Here is a 16759-nt window from a genome sequence, read left to right as displayed (position 1 = left end):
CGGGTCCGGGGCGGCGGCGCACGGCGGAAGTTGCGACGGAACGGTGACATTCGCCCCGCACCCCGCTCCGAACCCGGCGGTTACTATGCGCCAATGCGCGCGCCGGACGCGCGGGGGCATGGGCCTGACCTGGGGCTCTGGAGGGGAGAACGACTTGAACGTGCGGCCGATACCGGGGGCGGGGCCGGCGAGGAGCCGGGGGCGGGGCCGCAAGGGGCCGGGGGTCATAGCCGGCGCCCTGCTGCTGTCCCTGACCGCCTGTGGCGGGGGCGGGGACTCCGGGTCCGGGGCGGGGGACGCCGAGGGCGGCGGCCCCGGTGCGCGGCAGGGCGGGCAGTCGGCGGCCGCCGTCAGCATCGCGCCCGCGACCGGCGCCAAGGGCGTCGACACCAGCGGCGCCCTGAAGGTCAGCGTCGCCCGGGGCAGGCTGACCGAGGTCACCGTCCAGGACGCCAAGGGCGTGAAGGTCGACGGCAGCATCACGGGCGGCGGTGCCTCCTGGACCCCGTCGGCCCACCTGGCCGCCGCCACCAGGTACACCGTGCACGCGGTCGCGAAGGACTCCCGGGGCCGCGAGGCCGCCGAGGACTCCACGTTCACCACGCTCACGCCGAAGAACACCTTCGTCGGCCACTTCACCCCCGAGGACGGCTCCACCGTCGGCGTCGGCATGCCGTTCTCCCTCCGCTTCACCCGGGGCATCACCCGTCCCGAGGACGTGGAGAAGGCCGTCAGGATCAGGACCGAGCCGCCCGTCGACGTCGAGGGACACTGGTTCGGCAACGACCGCCTGGACTTCCGCCCGGAGAAGTACTGGAAGGCGGGCACCAAGGTCACCGTCGACCTCGACCTCGACGGCGTCCAGGGCCGCGAGGGCGTCTACGGCAAGCAGCACAGGACCGTGGAGTTCACCATCGGCCGCAACCAGGTCTCCGTCGTGGACGCCCGGAAGCACACGATGAAGGTCACCCAGGACGGCAGGGTCGTCAAGACCATCCCGGTCACCACCGGCAAGCCCGGCTACGACACCTGGAACGGCCAGATGGTCATGAGCGAGAAGCTCACCGTGACCCGGATGAACGGCGAGACCGTGGGCTACGGAGGCGAGTACGACATCAAGGACGTGCCGCACGCCATCCGCCTCACCACCTCCGGCACCTTCCTGCACGGCAACTACTGGGGCGGCGGCGCCTTCGGCCACTACAACGCCAGCCACGGCTGCGTCGGCCTGCGCGACGTGCGCGGCGGCTCCGACGCCTCCGCCCCGGCCGCCTGGATGTTCAGCCACTCGATCGTCGGCGACGTGGTGGTCGTCAAGAACTCCCACGACGAGACGGTGGCCCCGGACAACGGGTTCAACGGCTGGAACATGTCCTGGGCCGACTGGAAGAAGTGACCCCGGCCGCGGGCGCGGGCCCGGTGCCGTGACCGACGGCACCGGGCCCGCCGCCGTCGGTCCCCGTTAACCTGCTCGGCATGACCGTCACTCTCGAAGTCGCCGAAGGCGTCGGAACCCTGCGTCTGGACCGTCCGCCGATGAACGCGCTGGACGTCGCCGTCCAGGACCGGCTGAAGGAACTCGCCGAGGAGGCCACCCGCCGCGAGGACGTGCGCGCCGTGGTGATCTACGGCGGCGAGCGGGTGTTCGCGGCGGGCGCGGACATCAAGGAGATGCAGGACATGGACCACGCCGCGATGGTCCTGCGCGCCCGCGCCCTGCAGGACTCCTTCACCGCCGTCGCCCGCATCCCCAAGCCCGTCGTCGCCGCGGTCACCGGCTACGCACTCGGCGGCGGCTGCGAACTGGCCCTGTGCGCCGACTTCCGCATCGCCGCCGACAACGCCAAGCTGGGCCAGCCCGAGATCCTCCTCGGCCTGATCCCGGGCGCCGGCGGCACCCAGCGCCTGCCCCGGCTGATCGGCCCCTCCCGGGCCAAGGACCTCATCTTCACCGGCCGCCAGGTCAAGGCCGACGAGGCCCTCGCCATCGGCCTGGTGGACCGGGTCGTCCCGGCCGCCGAGGTGTACGAGCAGGCGCACGCCTGGGCCGCGAGGCTGGCGCAGGGCCCGGCGATCGCGCTGCGCGCGGCCAAGGAGTCGGTCGACACCGGCCTGGAGACCGACCTGGGCACCGGGCTGGCCGTGGAGCGCAACTGGTTCGCGGGCCTGTTCGCCACCGAGGACCGCGAGCGGGGAATGCGCAGTTTCGTGGAGGAAGGACCGGGCAAGGCGAAGTTCCTCTGAACCTCGTGAACTTTCCCCGAAAGCCTTTTAATTGACGGGTTGTCCGATCCGGGTCCCTCAATGGGGCGGTTTATGGGAGCCTTAACGCAACCTTAAGCCTGCCTCGTCGAGGGAGCCTGACGATTGCCCGGAAGTGAGCCGTCACCGCAGGTCGCACGGGCTGCTCCGGACATCGGCATGTCGCCGGCATATGCCGGCGGGGGGGTGGGCGGCGGGAGCGTACGGGGGGCGTATTCCTCCGGAACGGCCACGGAGCCCCCCGGGGGCGGCCATCATGGGGGCATGGCGGGGCTGGAGGGCATCGGACAGCCGCGGAGAGACAGTCGTGCGACCGCGGCGCGCTGGTCGCCCGCGGTCGAGGACGAGCGAGCGCTCAAGGCGCTGGACCTGTACGGCAACCCCGCCGAGGCCGACGTCCCGCTGCCGTCCCGCCCGGAGTCCGCCGCCACCGCGCGCCGGCTCGCCCAGGTCGTCGTCCTGCGCCACTGGGGGCTGCCCCCCGGGATGACCGAGGACGTGGTCCTGCTCGTCTCCGAACTCGTCGGCAACGCCGTGCGCCACACCGGAGCCCGTGTCTTCGTCCTCCGCATGCGCCGCCGCCGCGGCTGGATCCGCGTCGAGGTCCGCGATCCCTCGCGCGGGCTGCCCTGTCTGATGCCGGTCCGGGAGACGGACGTCAGCGGCCGCGGCCTGTTCCTGGTGGACGAACTGGCCGACCGCTGGGGCGTGGACCTGCTGCCACGCGGCAAGACGACGTGGTTCGAGATGAAGGTCGCCGGCCACTAGGCCGTCGGCCGCGCTGCGGGCCGGACCGCGCCGCGACCCGGAAAAGCCCCACAAAGGGGTCAATCGGTGGTTTTCCCGTCCTTCACCCCTTAAATGGTGCGGGTGACCACGACCAACCGACGCGGGGCGCTGCGGGCGGGCGCCGGGCTCGTCGCCGCAGGAGCGCTCGCAGCCGGCTGCGGTGCCGGCCGTGACGCCCCGCCGGACGACGCGACCCCCGCCCCGCCCGCCCGCGCGTCCGGCCGCCCCCCGGCCGCCTCCCGCCCGGCGCCCTCCCCCCGGGCCCGCCCCGGCCGGCCCGCCCAGATCACCCACGGTCCGCGCACCCGCCCCCAGGTCGCCCTCACCTTCCACGGCCAGGGCGACCCCGGCCTGGCCGGCGCCCTGCTGCGCACCGCCGAACAGCGCGGCGCCCGGCTCACCGTGCTCGCCGTCGGCACCTGGCTGGACGCCCACCCGGACCTCGCCCGCCGCATCCTGGACGGCGGGCACGACCTCGGCAACCACACCCAGCGGCACGTCGCCGTCAACGCGCTGCCCGAGGCCGAGGCCCGCCGGGAGATCACCGACTGCGCGGACCGGCTCAGGCGGCTCACCGGCTCCATCGGCACCTGGTTCCGCCCCTCCCGCTCCCCGGCCGCCTCCCCGCTCGTCATCCGGCTGGCCCGCGCCGCGGGTTACCCGCACGTGCTGTCCTACGACGTCGACTCGCTCGACCACACCCGCCCCGGCGCCGACGCCGTCACCCGCAAGGTCCTCGCCGAGGCGCGGGCCGGCTCGGTCGTGAGCCTGCACTTCGGGTATCCCGACACGGCCGCCGCCCTCCCCGCCGTACTCGACGAACTCGGCCGCCGCGGACTGCGCGCGGTCACCACCACGGAGCTGCTGAGCTGATGCGATCCACGAACGCCGCCCGCCTGCTGGCCGCCGGTGCCGCCCTCGCCGCCCTGACCCTGCTGTCCGCGTGCGGCGACGGCACCCCGCACCGCGCCGGGGAGGCCCGCGGCAGCACCGCCCCGGACCGCCCGCAGGTGAGGGGGCGGCAGGCGAACGCCCTGCCCGGGATGCCGCCGGTGCAGGACCCGGCCGACGTCTACGCCGCCGACCGGCCGGGCCGGCTCTCCCCGGTCGTCAGGGACTTCCCCGCCCGGGTGTACGTCCCCAACACCGAATCCGACACCGTCACCGTCATCGACCCCCGCACCTACAAGGTCGTCGGGACCATCCCGGTCGGCCGGCAGCCCCAGCACGTCGTACCGTCCTGGGACCTGAGGACCCTCTGGGTCAACAACGACCTCGGCAACAGCCTCACCCCGATCGACCCGCGCACCGGCAGGGCGGGCACGCCGGTCGACGTGCACGACCCGTACAACCTCTACTTCACGCCCGACGGCAAGCACGCCGTCGTCATGGCCTCCATGGACCGCCGGCTCGTCTTCCGCGACGCGCACACCATGAGGGTCGTCAGGTCGGTGCCCGTGGACTGCTACGGCGTCAACCACGCCGACTTCTCCTTTGACGGGCGGTACTTCATCGTCTCCTGCGAGTTCAGCGGGGACCTGCTCAAGGTCGACACCGCGCGGATGGCGGTCGTCGCCCGGCAGAAGCTGCCGTTCCGGGGCGCCATGCCGCAGGACGTCAAGATCTCCCCCGACGGCAAGCGCTTCTACGTCGCCGACATGATGGCCAACGGGCTGTGGATCCTGGACGGCGACGCCTTCACCGAGCCGCGGTTCCTCGCCACCGGCAAGGGCGCCCACGGGCTGTACATCAGCCGGGACTCGCGCGAGATGTACGTCTCCAACCGGGGGGAGGGCTCCGTCTCGGTCTTCGACTTCACCCGCGGCCGGCTGACCAGGAAGTGGCACCTGCCCGGCGGCGGCAGCCCCGACATGGGCGGGGTCTCGGCCGACGGCAGGGTGCTGTGGCTCTCGGGCCGCTACGACGCCGAGGTGTACGCCATCGACACCCGCACCGGCGCGGAACTGGCCCGCGTCAAGGTCGGCGGCGGCCCGCACGGCCTCGCCGTCTACCCGCAGCCCGGCCGCTACTCCCTGGGGCACACCGGCATCTTCCGCTGAAGCGGCGCCGCCGGGCCGCCCGCCCGCCCGGTGCCCGCGCGCCGACGGGCGTCCGGGGGGACCCCGTCCCGCGCCCGCGGGGGTCCCGCCCGGGCGGGCGCCGCACCGGAGGCGCGTACGGGCCGTTAATCTGACCAGCGTCAGTACGCCAGTACGGCGCGGGAAACACGAGCAAAAGGGGCGGATCGGTGGCGGACATCGAGGAAGCACGCAAGCAGTTCCAGCGGATCGACGCGGACGGTGACGGATTCATCACCGCGGCGGAGTTCAAGTCCGCCCTGGCCCGGCAGGGTGACTGGAACGTCACCGAGACGGTGGCGGAGGCCCTCATCAGGACCCGCGACCTCAACGGCGACAAGGTGCTGTCGTTCGACGAGTTCTGGGGTTACCTGAGCAAGTGACGCGCCCGGAGGGGGTGCCCGCCCCGAGTGGTGGCGGGCGCCCCCTCCGCCGCGTCCGGCCACGGCTCCGCCCCCGGTTCCGGCCGGCCTCACCCGGTTGGCGCACCCGCCGGAATAGCCGGTCCGCGACCGGGGTTGACGCCCTCCGTCAGGAGCATGCGCATGCATCGAACTGGAGGGACCTGTCATGAGGATCGGCATCATCGGCGCGGGCAACATCGGCGGCAACCTCACCCGGCGGCTCACCGCACTCGGCCACGACGTGGCCGTGGCCAACTCGCGCGGCCCCGAGACGCTCGCGGAACTGGCCGAGGAGACCGGCGCGACCCCGGTACGCGCGCAGGAGGCGGCCCGGGGGGCCGAGGTCGTCGTGGTCACCGTCCCCCTGAAGGCGGTGCCCGACCTGCCGTCCGGCCTGCTGGACGGCGCGGCCGAGGGCGTCGCCGTGATCGACACCGGCAACTACTACCCGCAGCGCGACGGCCGGATCGCGGCCATCGAGGACGAGGGCCTGACCGAGAGCCGCTGGACCGAACGGCACCTCGGCCATCCCGTGATCAAGGCCTTCAACGGCACCTACGCCCAGGACATCCTGGACCGCCCCCGCCCGGCCGGCGATCCCGACCGCATCGCCCTGCCGGTCGCCGGCGACGACGAGGCCGCCAAGCGGCGCGTCCGCGAGCTCATCGACGCGCTCGGTTTCGACACCGTCGACACGGGCGGCCTGGACGACTCCTGGCGCCAGCAGCCGGGCACCCCGGTCTACGGCCTGCGGGCGGGCGTGGAGGCCGTGAAGAAGGCGCTGACGGCGGCGTCCCCGGAACGGCCGGCGGACTTCCGCGGTTAGGCCGCTGCCGGCCCGGGACGCCTCAGGGCGTGGCCCACTCGCGCAGTGCGGCCTTGCTGGCGAAGTCGGCCACGTCCTTGTCGTGCGGGTCGCTGGTGTACTGGTGGAAGCGCCACCTGGCCTTGATGCGGGGATTGCCCGCGCTCACGTAGTCGGCGATCCAGAGGCCGTCGCCGGCGTACGAGGTGGTGTCCACGTTCAGCCAGTAGTTCCGGTTGGCGTACAGCAGCACCCGGTTGTGCGGCCGTAGTTCCTTCACCTTGCGGATGAACTGGTCCTTCTCCGCGTTGCTGGCATGGGTGCCCTCGCTCGTCGTCTCCCAGTCGACGACGAGCAGGTCGCCCGCCTTCTCGGGGGCGTGCGCGACGAAGTACTCGGCCTGGGCGGAGATGTGGCCCGGCCACAGGAAGTGGTAGAAGCCGACGACCAGGCCGGCGTCCCGGGCCCGCTTGGTCTGGGCGGACAGTTTCGGATTGATGTACGAACGGCCCTCCGTCGCCTTGATGAAGACGAACGAGATGCCGTCCGTGTCGTACGAGGACGACTGGTACGCGCTTATGTCGATGCCGTGCAGCATGGGTGGTTTGTGCCCTGTGGCGGCCCGGTCGGAACATCACAGCGGCGCGTCGCCCGGGACCCGGCCGCGCTCCCGCCCCGGACGCGTGCCCGCAGGGCCGGGCCCCCGGGCCACGGACGCGGCCAACTGGCTGGTCAGGGGCTTGTGTCGGCGCCGCAGTGGCCCAAGCTCCGCACCACCGGCCCGTGTTAGCATCGCGCCGGCCGGGTGTACCCGTCGGGAGGCCACCCACCGTCAGGGGGCGGCCCGGCGCCGCGGCCGTCGGTGCGGAGCGCGAGTACGGGGTGGGCATGTCCAACTGGTTCCGGTGTTTCGACAGGCGGCCCCACGCCGCGACGCGGCTGGTCTGCTTCCCGCACGCGGGCGGTTCCGCGGCGTTCTACCGGACCTGGCACCGGTCGGCCTCGCCCGCCGTGGAGGTGTGCGCGGTCCAGTACCCCGGTCGCGCCGACCGGCTGGGCGAGCCCCTGGTCGGCGACGCCCGCCGGCTGGCGGAGATGGTCACGCACGAGCTGCGGCCCCTGCTGGACCGGCCCGTGGCCCTGTTCGGGCACAGCATGGGCAGCCTGGTCGCCTACGAGACCGCCCGGCTCCTCACCGACGCGGGCGTCGCGCCGGTGCACCTGTTCGTCTCCGGGGGCGCCGCCGCGCACGATCCCGACCGCGCCGTCGACCGGGTGTCGGGCGAGGGGGACCAGGCGGTCGTCGACAAGCTGCGGCGGCTGGGCGGCACCGAGGCCGAGGCACTGGACAACGCGGAGCTGCGGGAGCTGATCCTGCCCTACGTGCGCAACGACTTCGCGCTGGTGGAGTCCTACCGCCACGTCGCGGGGCCGCCCCTGCCGGTGCCGGTCACGGCGTTCACCGGCGCGGACGACCCCGTGGTCCGGACCGAGGGGGTGGACCGCTGGGCCGAGCTGACGAGCCGGGCCTTCACCCGCCACGTCCTGCCCGGCGGCCACTTCTTCCTCGTCCCCGGACAGCCGTCCGTCTGGGCGGGCATCCACGCGGCCCTGGGCCCGGCCCCGGCCGGCGCCTCCGTGCCGGCGAACCGCTGACGCGGCCGTCCCGGTCCCCTCCGCTCAGCACTCGATGATGTTCACCGCCAGGCCGCCCCGCGCCGTCTCCTTGTACTTGACGGACATGTCCGCGCCCGTCTCCCTCATCGTCTTGATGACCTTGTCCAGGGACACCTTGTGCGAGCCGTCGCCGCGCATCGCCATCCGGGCCGCCGTGACCGCCTTCACCGCGGCCATGCCGTTGCGCTCGATGCAGGGGATCTGCACCAGGCCGCCGACGGGGTCGCAGGTGAGGCCCAGGTTGTGCTCCATGCCGATCTCGGCCGCGTTCTCGACCTGCTCCGGCGAGCCTCCCAGCACCTCCGCCAGCGCGCCCGCGGCCATGGAGCAGGCGGAGCCGACCTCGCCCTGGCAGCCGACCTCGGCGCCGGAGATGGACGCGTTCTCCTTGAACAGCATGCCGATGGCGCCCGCGGCCAGCAGGAAGCGGACCACGCCGTCCTCGTCGGCGCCGGGGACGAAGTCGATGTAGTAGTGCAGGACCGCCGGGATGATCCCGGCCGCGCCGTTCGTGGGGGCGGTCACCACGCGGCCGCCGGCCGCGTTCTCCTCGTTCACCGCCATCGCGTACAGGGTGAGCCACTCCATGGCGTGCGCCAGCGGATCGCCCTCGGCGCGCAGCTGGCGGGCGGAGACGGCCGCGCGGCGCCGCACCCTCAGCCCGCCCGGCAGGATGCCCTCGCGGGACATGCCCCGCCGGACGCACTCCCGCATCACCCGCCAGATCTCCAGCAGGCCCGCGCGGATCTCCTCCTCCGTGCGCCAGGCCCGCTCGTTCTCCAGCATGAGCGAGGAGATCGACAGACCCGTCTCCCGCGTGCGGCGCAGCAGCTCGTCGCCGGTGCGGAAGGGGTACTTCAGGACCGTGTCGTCCAGCTTGATGCGGTCCGCGCCGACCGCGTCCTCGTCCACCACGAAGCCGCCGCCGACCGAGTAGTACGTCTTGGCGAGCAGCTCCGCGCCGGAGGCGTCGCGGGCCCGGACCGTCATCCCGTTGGCGTGGTACGGCAGCACCTCGCGGCGGTGCAGCACCAGGTCGTCGTCGTAGGAGAAGGGGATCTCGTGCTCGCCGAGGACCCGCAGGCGCCCCGCCCGCCGGATGCCCGCCACCCGCTCGTCGGCCGTCTCCACGTCCACCGTGCGCGGCGAGGCGCCCTCCAGGCCGAGCAGCACCGCCTTCGGGGTGCCGTGGCCGTGGCCGGTCGCGCCGAGTGAGCCGTACAGCTCGCAGCGCAGGGACGCGACCGACTCCAGCAGGCCCTCGTTGCGCAGCCGGCGGGCGAACATGCGCGCGGCGCGCATCGGGCCGACCGTGTGGGAGCTGGACGGGCCGATGCCGATCGAGAACAGGTCGAAGACCGAGACGGCCACGGGAACTCCTCGCTACGGGGGTGGTGCACAAGGGGGTGCGGTGCGGGGGTGGGCACCGGCCCGTACCGCGCACGCCTTCCGGGTCGTGCGGCGTGCGCGGTACGGGGTGGAACGGATCTACTTGTTCAGACCCGGGTACAGCGGGTGCTTGCCGGCCAGGGCCTTCACCCGGGCCTTGAGGGACTCCGTGTCGCAGGACGGCTTGAGCGTCTCGGCGATCACGTCCGCGACCTCGGCGAAGTCCTCGGCGGTGAAGCCGCGGGTGGCCAGTGCGGGCGTGCCGATCCGCAGGCCCGACGTGACCATCGGCGGGCGCGGGTCGTCCGGGACCGCGTTGCGGTTGACCGTGATGCCGACCTCGTGCAGCCGGTCCTCGGCCTGCCGGCCGTCCAGCTCGGAGGCGCGCAGGTCCACCAGGACGAGGTGGACGTCCGTGCCGCCGGACAGGACGTTCACGCCGGCCGCGCGGGCGTCGGCGGCCGTCAGCCGCTCGGCGAGGATCCGCGCTCCCTCCACGGTACGCCGCTGGCGCTCCTTGAACTCCTCCGAGGCGGCGACCTTGAAGGAGACCGCCTTGGCCGCGATCACGTGCTCCAGGGGACCGCCCTGGAAACCGGGGAAGACGGACGAGTTCAGCTTCTTCGCGAACTCCTGCCGGGCGAGGATGACGCCGCCGCGCGGACCGCCCAGCGTCTTGTGCGTGGTGGAGGTGACGACGTCGGCGTACTCGACCGGGTTCGGGTGCAGGCCCGCCGCGACCAGGCCCGCGAAGTGCGCCATGTCGACCCACAGGTACGCCTCGACCTCGTCGGCGATCCGGCGGAACGCGGCGAAGTCCAGCTGCCGCGGGTACGCCGACCAGCCGGCGATGATCACCTTCGGGCGGTGCTCCTTGGCCAGCCGCTCGACCTCGGCCATGTCGACCAGGCCGGTCTCCGTGTCCACGTGGTAGGCGACCACGTCGAACTGCTTGCCGGAGAAGTTCAGCCGCATCCCGTGGGTGAGGTGGCCGCCGTGCGCCAGGTCCAGGCCGAGGATGGTGTCCCCGGGCCGGGCCAGCGCGAAGAGGGCCGCCTGGTTGGCGGAGGCGCCGGAGTGGGGCTGCACGTTGGCGTACTCGGCGCCGAACAGCTCCTTGATCCGGTCGATGGCGATCTGCTCGGCGACGTCGACGTGCTCGCAGCCGCCGTAGTAGCGGCGGCCCGGGTAGCCCTCGGCGTACTTGTTGGTCAGGACCGAGCCCTGCGCCTCCATCACCGCCAGCGGCGCGAAGTTCTCGGAGGCGATCATCTCCAGCGTCGACTGCTGGCGGACCAGCTCGGCGTCGACCGCGGCGGCGATCTCCGGGTCCAGCTCGTGCAGGGGCGTGTTCAGGACAGTCATACGGCCACGACTCCTCAGCCGGCGTTCTGGGCGGTGTACTCGTCGGCCGAGAGCAGGCCGGCCGGCTCCTCCGTGACGCGCACCCGGAACAGCCATCCGCCCTCGAAGGGGGCGGAGTTCACCAGCGAGGGGTCGGCGACGACGTCCTCGTTGATCTCGGTGATCTCACCGGTGACCGGCGAGTACAGGTCGGAGACCGACTTGGTCGACTCCAGCTCGCCGCAGGTCTCGCCCGCGGTCACCGTGGAGCCGACCTCGGGGAGCTGGGCGAAGACGACGTCGCCGAGCGCGTTGGCCGCGAACTCGGTGATGCCGACCGTCGCGACGCCGTCCTCGGCGGCGGACAGCCACTCGTGCTCCGTGCTGTAGCGCAGCTGCTGGGGGTTGCTCATGGCCTGAATTCTCCTGTACGCGGGGGAGTGCTGGTGAAGGGGGGAGTGCTGAGGGCGCGCGTGAGCGGTGCCGGTGTGCCCGACATCACCGCCGCGGGCACGGCGGTGTCACTTCCGGCGCTTGTAGAAGGGCAGTGCCACGACCTGGTACGGCTCGTGGGTGCCCCGGATGTCCACGCCGACGCCCCCGGTGCCCGGCGCCGCGTACGCCGCGTCGACGTAGGCCATGGCGATCGGCCTGCCCAGGGTGGGGGAGGGGGCGCCGGAGGTGACCTCGCCGATCCGGGCGCCGCCCGCGACGACGGCGTACCCGGCGCGCGGCACCCGGCGGCCCTCGGCGACCAGGCCCACCAGGACCCGCGGCGGGTTCTCCCGGGCCCGGGAGGCGGCCTCGGCCAGCGCCTCGCGGCCCACGAAGTCGCCCTCCTTCTCGAACTTCACCACCCGGCCGAGCCCGGCGTCGAACGGCGTCAGGGACGTGGTCAGCTCGTGCCCGTACAGCGGCATGCCCGCCTCCAGGCGCAGCGTGTCCCGGCAGGACAGGCCGCACGGCACCAGGCCGACGCCCTCACCGGCCCCGGTCAGCGCCTGCCACAGCTCCACGGCGTGCTCCGGCTTCACGAACAGCTCGAAGCCGTCCTCGCCGGTGTAGCCGGTACGGGCGATCAGTGCCGGCACGCCGGCGACCGTGCCGGGCAGGCCGGCGTAGTACTTCAGGCCGTCCAGGTCGGCGTCCGTGAGGGACTTCAGGATGCCGGGGGACCGCGGGCCCTGGACCGCGATCAGGGCGTACGCGTCCCGGTCGTTACGGACCTCGGCGGCGAAGCCCCCGGCCCGCTCGGTCAGCGCGTCCAGCACCACCTGGGCGTTGGAGGCGTTGGCCACGACCAGGTACTCCGCCTCGGCCAGGCGGTAGACGATCAGGTCGTCCAGGATGCCGCCGTCGGCCCGGCAAATCATGGTGTAGCGGGCGCGGCCGACGCCGACGGAGGCGATGTCGCCGACCAGGGCGTGGTTCAGGAGGGCGGCCGCTCCGGCGCCGGTGACGGTGATCTCGCCCATGTGGGAGAGGTCGAAGAGGCCGGCCCGGGTCCGCACGGCGATGTGCTCGTCGCGTTCGGAGCCGTAGCGCAGGGGCATGTCCCAGCCGGCGAAGTCGGTCATCGTCGCGCCGAGCGAGCGGTGCAGGGCATCGAGCGCGGTACGGCGCGGTCCGGTGGGGTCGGTGCTGCTCATCGGTCGGTCGTCTCCCAGGGATGACGGGCGAGGAATCTTCCTCCCCATCTGTCATCGGAACCTGAGAGGTTCGCCGCGACCCTCGCTGGGAGTGGTCGACGGCTTGCACCGTGGGTGGGACCGCCGTCACGGCGGCCCGCTTTTCAGATGTGCCTCGCCCGCGCGGTAACGGGGCCTGAGAGATTCAAGGGAGGGACTTGCTCCTTCGGCGCCCCGGCGTCAGTGCTGCCGGGGACTCTCCCGCGCGGATTCAAGCGGCCGGTATGCAGTTGGGGGGCACACTATAGCGGCTCGTCGTGACGGACCTGTGGTCGAACGCGCACCGAACCGCCGGACATCGGGCATTACCTTCCCTTTACACGCGACGGGCATGAGACGACCGTGCCCACTGGGGAGGACGATCACGGTGAACAGGACCACGGCCTGCGCCGCCACCGCCGGTGTCGCGGTACCGCAGCAGCCCTCCGCCCCGGCCCGCCGGCGCGCGGCCGGGCGCCCGGCCCCGGTCGTCCGTGACCTGCGCGACCGCGCCGGCCGCAGTCCGCACGCCCTGCTCTTCGGCCCCCGCGACCTGGTGGTGGTCACCGGCCTGCCCGGCAGCGGCAAGTCCACGCTGATGCGCCGCGCCGTCCCCGGTCACCGCGTCGACTCCCAGGACGCCCGCGACCGCTGGGCGGCCCGCCTGCCCCGCCGCCTGCCGTACGCCCTCTACCGCCCCCTGGTCCGCCTCGCCCACTACGCCGGGCTGCGCCGCGTCCTGCGCACCGGGGAGGGAGCCGTCGTGCACGACTGCGGCACCCAGGCCTGGGTGCGCGCCTGGCTGGCCCACGAGGCGCGCCGCCGCGGCGGCACCCTGCACCTGCTCCTGCTCGACGTCGCCCCCGGCACCGCCCGGGAGGGCCAGCGCGAGCGCGGCCGGGGCGTGTCCCGGTACGCCTTCCGGCGCCACCGCAGGGCGAGCGCCCGCCTGCTGGACGCGGTGGAGAGGGGGGAGCCGCCCGCGGGATGCGGCTCGGCGGTCCTGCTGGACCGGGCCGCGGCGGACGCCCTGCGGCGGATCGTGTTCACCGGCTGAGGACCGCCCCGGGCACCCGTTAGCCTTTTGGGCCACAGCACGGTTCTCGGCAGGCGGTAGGCAGATGGACTTCCCGGCACAGGCGCACCCCCACCCGCACGGCGGTTGGCCCGGCAACGAGCTGGAGGAGGTGCTCTCGGTCTCCCTCGGGGCACCCGGCGCCGGCGGCCGGATCGTGGAGGTCCTGGGCCGCAGCTTCGTCTGGGTCCCGCTGCCCAACGGCGGCGGCCCGCACAGCGGCGCGCTGGACCTGCCCACCCTGGAGATCGACGGCCAGGTCTACGTGCCGGTCTTCAGCTCCGAGGAGCAGTTCCGCCAGGCGGCCGGCTCCCACCTGTCCTACACCATCGCCCCGGCCGTGGAGTTCGCCCGCGGCCTGCCCCCGCAGGCGGGCATCGCCGTCAACCCCGGCGGGGTGGTCGGCGTCCCGCTCCCGCCGGAGGCGGTGGCCGAGCTGTGCCGGACCGGCCGCACCCCGCTGGACGGACCCGGCTCCGGCGGCCGCGTCCGCCTCTTCGAGCCCGACTGGCAGGACGACCCGGTCGACTTCCTCTCCGCCGCCTCCGCCGAGTTCGCCGGGACGGGCGTGGTCCTGGCGGCCCGCCGCTGCCTGGCCGCCGTCGAGACGGCCGAACCGGTGATGTTCGTGGGCGTGGAGCTGTCCCAGACGGAGGGCGACCTCAGGGCCCTCCCCCTGGAAGCCCTCGGCAGGGCCCTCGGCAGGGTCCCGGTCAGGTGGCCGGTCAACCTGGTGCTGCTGGACGTGGCCCAGGACCCGGTGGCCGACTGGCTCAGGACCAGCGTCCGTCCCTTCTACCAGTTCGGCCACTAGGGTCTTTCGTTCGGATCCGGCCGGATCGGGGAGCGGGGTCCGGCGCCGTGCACCGCGAGGCGGGGGAGGGCGTCACGGCGCAGCCGCGGCAGCCGCGGCAGCCGACGACGGCGCGGCGGGGTGCGGTGCCGGGGCCCGCGAGCCCGGCGGGGTCCGGACGACGGGCCCCAGCGGCCGGCACCGCCGCCCGGCCCGGGGGACGCCGGGGGCCGCGGACGGACACCGGGCCCCGGGCCACCGGACGCATAAGCTGTCCCCCACACGCGGGGCACTCCACGAGAAGGGGCGGTAAGACAGGTGAGCGCGAGCCCGAGCGGCAGTGTCGAACACATGCTGCGCCAGGTCACCCCCGGGCGCTACGACGCCTACGAGGCACTGCTGCGCGCCCTCGCCACCCCGTCCTCCGGCCAGGTCTGGATGCTGCTGTGGCACGGCCAGGCCGGATCCCCGGACGCCCAGTACGGGAACATGGAGGTGGACGGCTTCCCCTACGCCCCCTGCGTGACGTCCGCGCAGGAGTTGTCGGCCAGTGGCTGGAACCGCTCCTACGAGGTGGCCGACGGGCTCGACGTGGCCCGCACGCTCTACCCGGACCACTACGGCCTCTGGCTCAACCCGCACGCCCCCGGCGGCGGCGTCGGCGTCCCCTGGCCGGACCTGCGCCGCATCGCCACCGGCCTGGACCGCCAGCCCGCCGGCCCGCTGCGCCTGTCCGAACCCGGCATCGAGATCCCGCAGTTCTACGCCCTGCTCGCGCAGAACGCCCACCGCACCCCGGCCCTGCGCTCGCTGCGCCGCGCCTGGGTGCAGCCCGCGCTCGGCGCGCCGTACCTCGCCCTGGGCCTGGACGTGTACGACACCTCCCCGGCCGCGGTGGACTCGGTGCGCGCGATGATGCAGCAGTCCGTCGGCGCCGTCCCCGAGGGGCTGCCCGTGTCGACGGTGGCGATGACCGACGAGCACGACCCGGTCGTGATGTGGATGCGGGCCAACGCCCGCCCGTTCTACGACCGCGGGGCCCACGCGGCGCCGCCCCCGCCGCAGGCCCCGGCCACCGGGTACGGCTACCCTCCGGTAGGCAGCGGCTACTGACAGGTCCGCCGGCGGTCCGCCGGAAACGGCGCTGGGGAGTCCCGGCGGCAGGATCCACGTTCCCGGCCCGTCTCTTCGCGCGTAGATGACGGCCGAACGTCCCGAACCACGCAAAAATTGTCGTTAGGTCCCAACTGCCCCGCGTCCGTTCGCCGTTACCCGCCGATCGGATAACGGAATCCCCCGGACTGCATCACGGTTGCGCATACTTTCCCCGTCCCCCCTGGCGGGTGATCGCGACGAAGCTGAAGACTCGCGACTCAGACACGAGTCCGCAGGCCTCGTGATCGATGGCAAGTCGACAAAGCCGCAATCCGCGGCAGGCGCAGGCCGGTCACCACCGGCGAGAGGGGTCGCTCACCGTGACCGCACCGATCGAGACCACCGGGGCGGCAGCCGAGGCACAGCCGGAGGCTGTGCTGGAGGGTGCCGGTAAGGGGCAGATCGAGGGTCGTTCCCTGGGCCAGATCGCGTGGTCCCGGTTCAAGAGGGACAAGGCCGCCGTCGCCGGCGGCGTCATCGTGATCCTGCTGATCGTCCTCGCGATCCTCTCGCGCCCCCTCCAGGCCCTGTTCGGCCTCGACCCCAACGCCTTCCACCAGGACCTGATCACTCCCGACACCTCCCTGCCCAAGGGCAGTTGGGGCGGGATGAGCCTGGACCACCTGCTGGGCGTGGACCCGAAGTTCGGCCGCGACATCGCCACCCGGATCCTGGAGGGCTCCTGGGTATCGCTGGTCGTCGCGTTCGGCGCGACCATCCTGTCCAACGTCATCGGCGCGATCCTGGGCGTGGTCGCGGGCTACTACGGCGGCCGGGTCGACTCGGTCATCAGCCGGCTGATGGACACCTTCCTCGCCTTCCCCCTCCTGCTGTTCGCCATCGCGATCTCCGCCACCCTGCAAGGCGGCGCGTTCGGCCTCAACGGGCTGCCGCTCCACCTGAGCGTGCTCATCTTCGTCATCGGCTTCTTCAACTGGCCCTACCTGGGCCGGATCGTCCGCGGCCAGACCCTCGCCCTGCGCGAGCGCGAGTTCGTGGACGCCTCCCGGGGCATGGGCGCCAAGGCCCCGTACATCCTGTTCCGGGAGCTGATGCCCAACCTGGTCGGCCCGATCATCGTCTACTCGACGCTGCTCATCCCGACCAACATCCTCTTCGAGGCGTCGCTGAGCTTCCTCGGCGTCGGCATCCAGCCCCCGCAGGCGTCCTGGGGCGGCATGCTCCGCGAGGCGGTCACCTACTACCAGGTCGATCCCCAGTACATGATCGTTCCTGGACTCGCCATCTTCGTGACCGTCCTGGCGTTCAACCTGCTGGGCGACGGTCTCCGCGACGCTCTCGACCCGCGCAGCCGCTGACG

General features: G+C 73.2%; 17 protein-coding genes and 1 riboswitch. Of the genes, 12 read left to right on the top strand and 5 right to left on the bottom strand.

Going from position 1 to position 16759, the window contains the following annotated elements:
• The first annotated feature begins 169 nt into the window (after positions 1-169).
• From QQY24_RS09530 to QQY24_RS09500, 7 genes are all read left to right on the top strand, one after another.
• Positions 170-1396: an Ig-like domain-containing protein gene (locus tag QQY24_RS09530; protein WP_301976188.1), complete on the top strand. Its 1227-nt coding sequence runs from the start codon at positions 170-172 to the stop codon at positions 1394-1396.
• A gap of 80 nt (positions 1397-1476) precedes the next feature.
• Positions 1477-2244, top strand: a complete 768-nt coding sequence (locus QQY24_RS09525) for an enoyl-CoA hydratase/isomerase family protein (protein WP_301972233.1) — start codon at positions 1477-1479, stop codon at positions 2242-2244.
• A 282-nt stretch (positions 2245-2526) separates the two neighbouring features.
• Positions 2527-3030, top strand: a complete 504-nt coding sequence (locus tag QQY24_RS09520) for an ATP-binding protein (RefSeq protein WP_301972232.1) — start codon at positions 2527-2529, stop codon at positions 3028-3030.
• A 93-nt stretch (positions 3031-3123) separates the two neighbouring features.
• Positions 3124-3924 carry a polysaccharide deacetylase family protein gene (locus tag QQY24_RS09515; RefSeq protein ID WP_301972231.1) on the top strand — a complete coding sequence of 267 codons (801 nt, stop codon included), beginning with the start codon at positions 3124-3126 and terminating at the stop codon, positions 3922-3924.
• Positions 3924-5111, top strand: a complete 1188-nt coding sequence (locus QQY24_RS09510; RefSeq protein ID WP_301972230.1) for a beta-propeller fold lactonase family protein — start codon at positions 3924-3926, stop codon at positions 5109-5111. Before QQY24_RS09515 ends, QQY24_RS09510 begins: the two co-directional genes overlap by 1 nt.
• Positions 5112-5299: 188 nt before the next feature.
• Positions 5300-5512, top strand: a complete 213-nt coding sequence (locus QQY24_RS09505) for an EF-hand domain-containing protein (RefSeq protein WP_301972229.1) — start codon at positions 5300-5302, stop codon at positions 5510-5512.
• A 187-nt stretch (positions 5513-5699) separates the two neighbouring features.
• Entirely contained in the window at positions 5700-6359 is a 660-nt protein-coding gene (locus QQY24_RS09500) for an NADPH-dependent F420 reductase (RefSeq protein WP_301972228.1), read from the top strand.
• A gap of 22 nt (positions 6360-6381) precedes the next feature.
• Here the strand turns inward: QQY24_RS09500 and QQY24_RS09495 are convergent, their stop codons facing one another.
• On the bottom strand, positions 6382-6936 hold the full coding sequence (locus QQY24_RS09495) for a GH25 family lysozyme (protein WP_301972227.1): 555 nt from the start codon (positions 6934-6936) through the stop codon (positions 6382-6384).
• A 290-nt stretch (positions 6937-7226) separates the two neighbouring features.
• Here QQY24_RS09495 and QQY24_RS09490 point away from each other — a divergent pair, with 290 nt between their 5' ends.
• On the top strand, positions 7227-7994 hold the full coding sequence (locus tag QQY24_RS09490) for a thioesterase II family protein (RefSeq protein WP_301972226.1): 768 nt from the start codon (positions 7227-7229) through the stop codon (positions 7992-7994).
• Between the two features lie 24 nt (positions 7995-8018).
• Here QQY24_RS09490 and QQY24_RS09485 read toward each other — a convergent pair whose 3' ends face one another.
• The 4 genes from QQY24_RS09485 to gcvT form a co-directional block, all read right to left on the bottom strand.
• Positions 8019-9386, bottom strand: a complete 1368-nt coding sequence (locus tag QQY24_RS09485; protein WP_301972225.1) for an L-serine ammonia-lyase — start codon at positions 9384-9386, stop codon at positions 8019-8021.
• Positions 9387-9503: 117 nt separating this feature from the next.
• On the bottom strand, positions 9504-10769 hold the full coding sequence (gene glyA / locus QQY24_RS09480; protein ID WP_301972224.1) for a serine hydroxymethyltransferase: 1266 nt from the start codon (positions 10767-10769) through the stop codon (positions 9504-9506).
• A 14-nt stretch (positions 10770-10783) separates the two neighbouring features.
• Positions 10784-11161, bottom strand: coding sequence for a glycine cleavage system protein GcvH (gcvH, locus tag QQY24_RS09475; protein ID WP_301972223.1), 378 nt, complete (start codon positions 11159-11161; stop codon positions 10784-10786).
• 108 nt (positions 11162-11269) lie between these two features.
• Positions 11270-12397, bottom strand: a complete 1128-nt coding sequence (gcvT, locus tag QQY24_RS09470) for a glycine cleavage system aminomethyltransferase GcvT (protein WP_301972222.1) — start codon at positions 12395-12397, stop codon at positions 11270-11272.
• A 153-nt stretch (positions 12398-12550) separates the two neighbouring features.
• Positions 12551-12650: riboswitch (glycine riboswitch) on the bottom strand.
• Between the two features lie 153 nt (positions 12651-12803).
• On the opposite strand from gcvT, the gene QQY24_RS09465 reads away from it, so the two are divergent.
• The 4 genes from QQY24_RS09465 (at position 12804) to QQY24_RS09450 (ending at position 16757) form a co-directional block, all read left to right on the top strand.
• The gene (locus tag QQY24_RS09465; RefSeq protein WP_301972221.1) at positions 12804-13472 is read left to right on the top strand and encodes an AAA family ATPase; all 669 of its coding nucleotides are present in this window, start codon (positions 12804-12806) and stop codon (positions 13470-13472) included.
• A 64-nt stretch (positions 13473-13536) separates the two neighbouring features.
• The gene (locus QQY24_RS09460) at positions 13537-14304 is read left to right on the top strand and encodes an enhanced serine sensitivity protein SseB (protein ID WP_301972220.1); all 768 of its coding nucleotides are present in this window, start codon (positions 13537-13539) and stop codon (positions 14302-14304) included.
• A gap of 297 nt (positions 14305-14601) precedes the next feature.
• Positions 14602-15396 (top strand): enhanced serine sensitivity protein SseB C-terminal domain-containing protein, encoded by a 795-nt coding sequence (locus tag QQY24_RS09455; protein WP_301972219.1) that lies wholly within the window; start codon positions 14602-14604, stop codon positions 15394-15396.
• A gap of 362 nt (positions 15397-15758) precedes the next feature.
• Complete coding sequence (locus QQY24_RS09450; protein WP_301972218.1) at positions 15759-16757, top strand: ABC transporter permease; 999 nt, start codon at positions 15759-15761, stop codon at positions 16755-16757.
• Positions 16758-16759 lie beyond the last annotated feature (2 nt).

This window comes from Streptomyces sp. TG1A-8, assembly GCF_030499535.1.
Taxonomy (GTDB): domain Bacteria; phylum Actinomycetota; class Actinomycetes; order Streptomycetales; family Streptomycetaceae; genus Streptomyces.
This window is presented reverse-complemented; position numbering and strand designations above follow the sequence as displayed.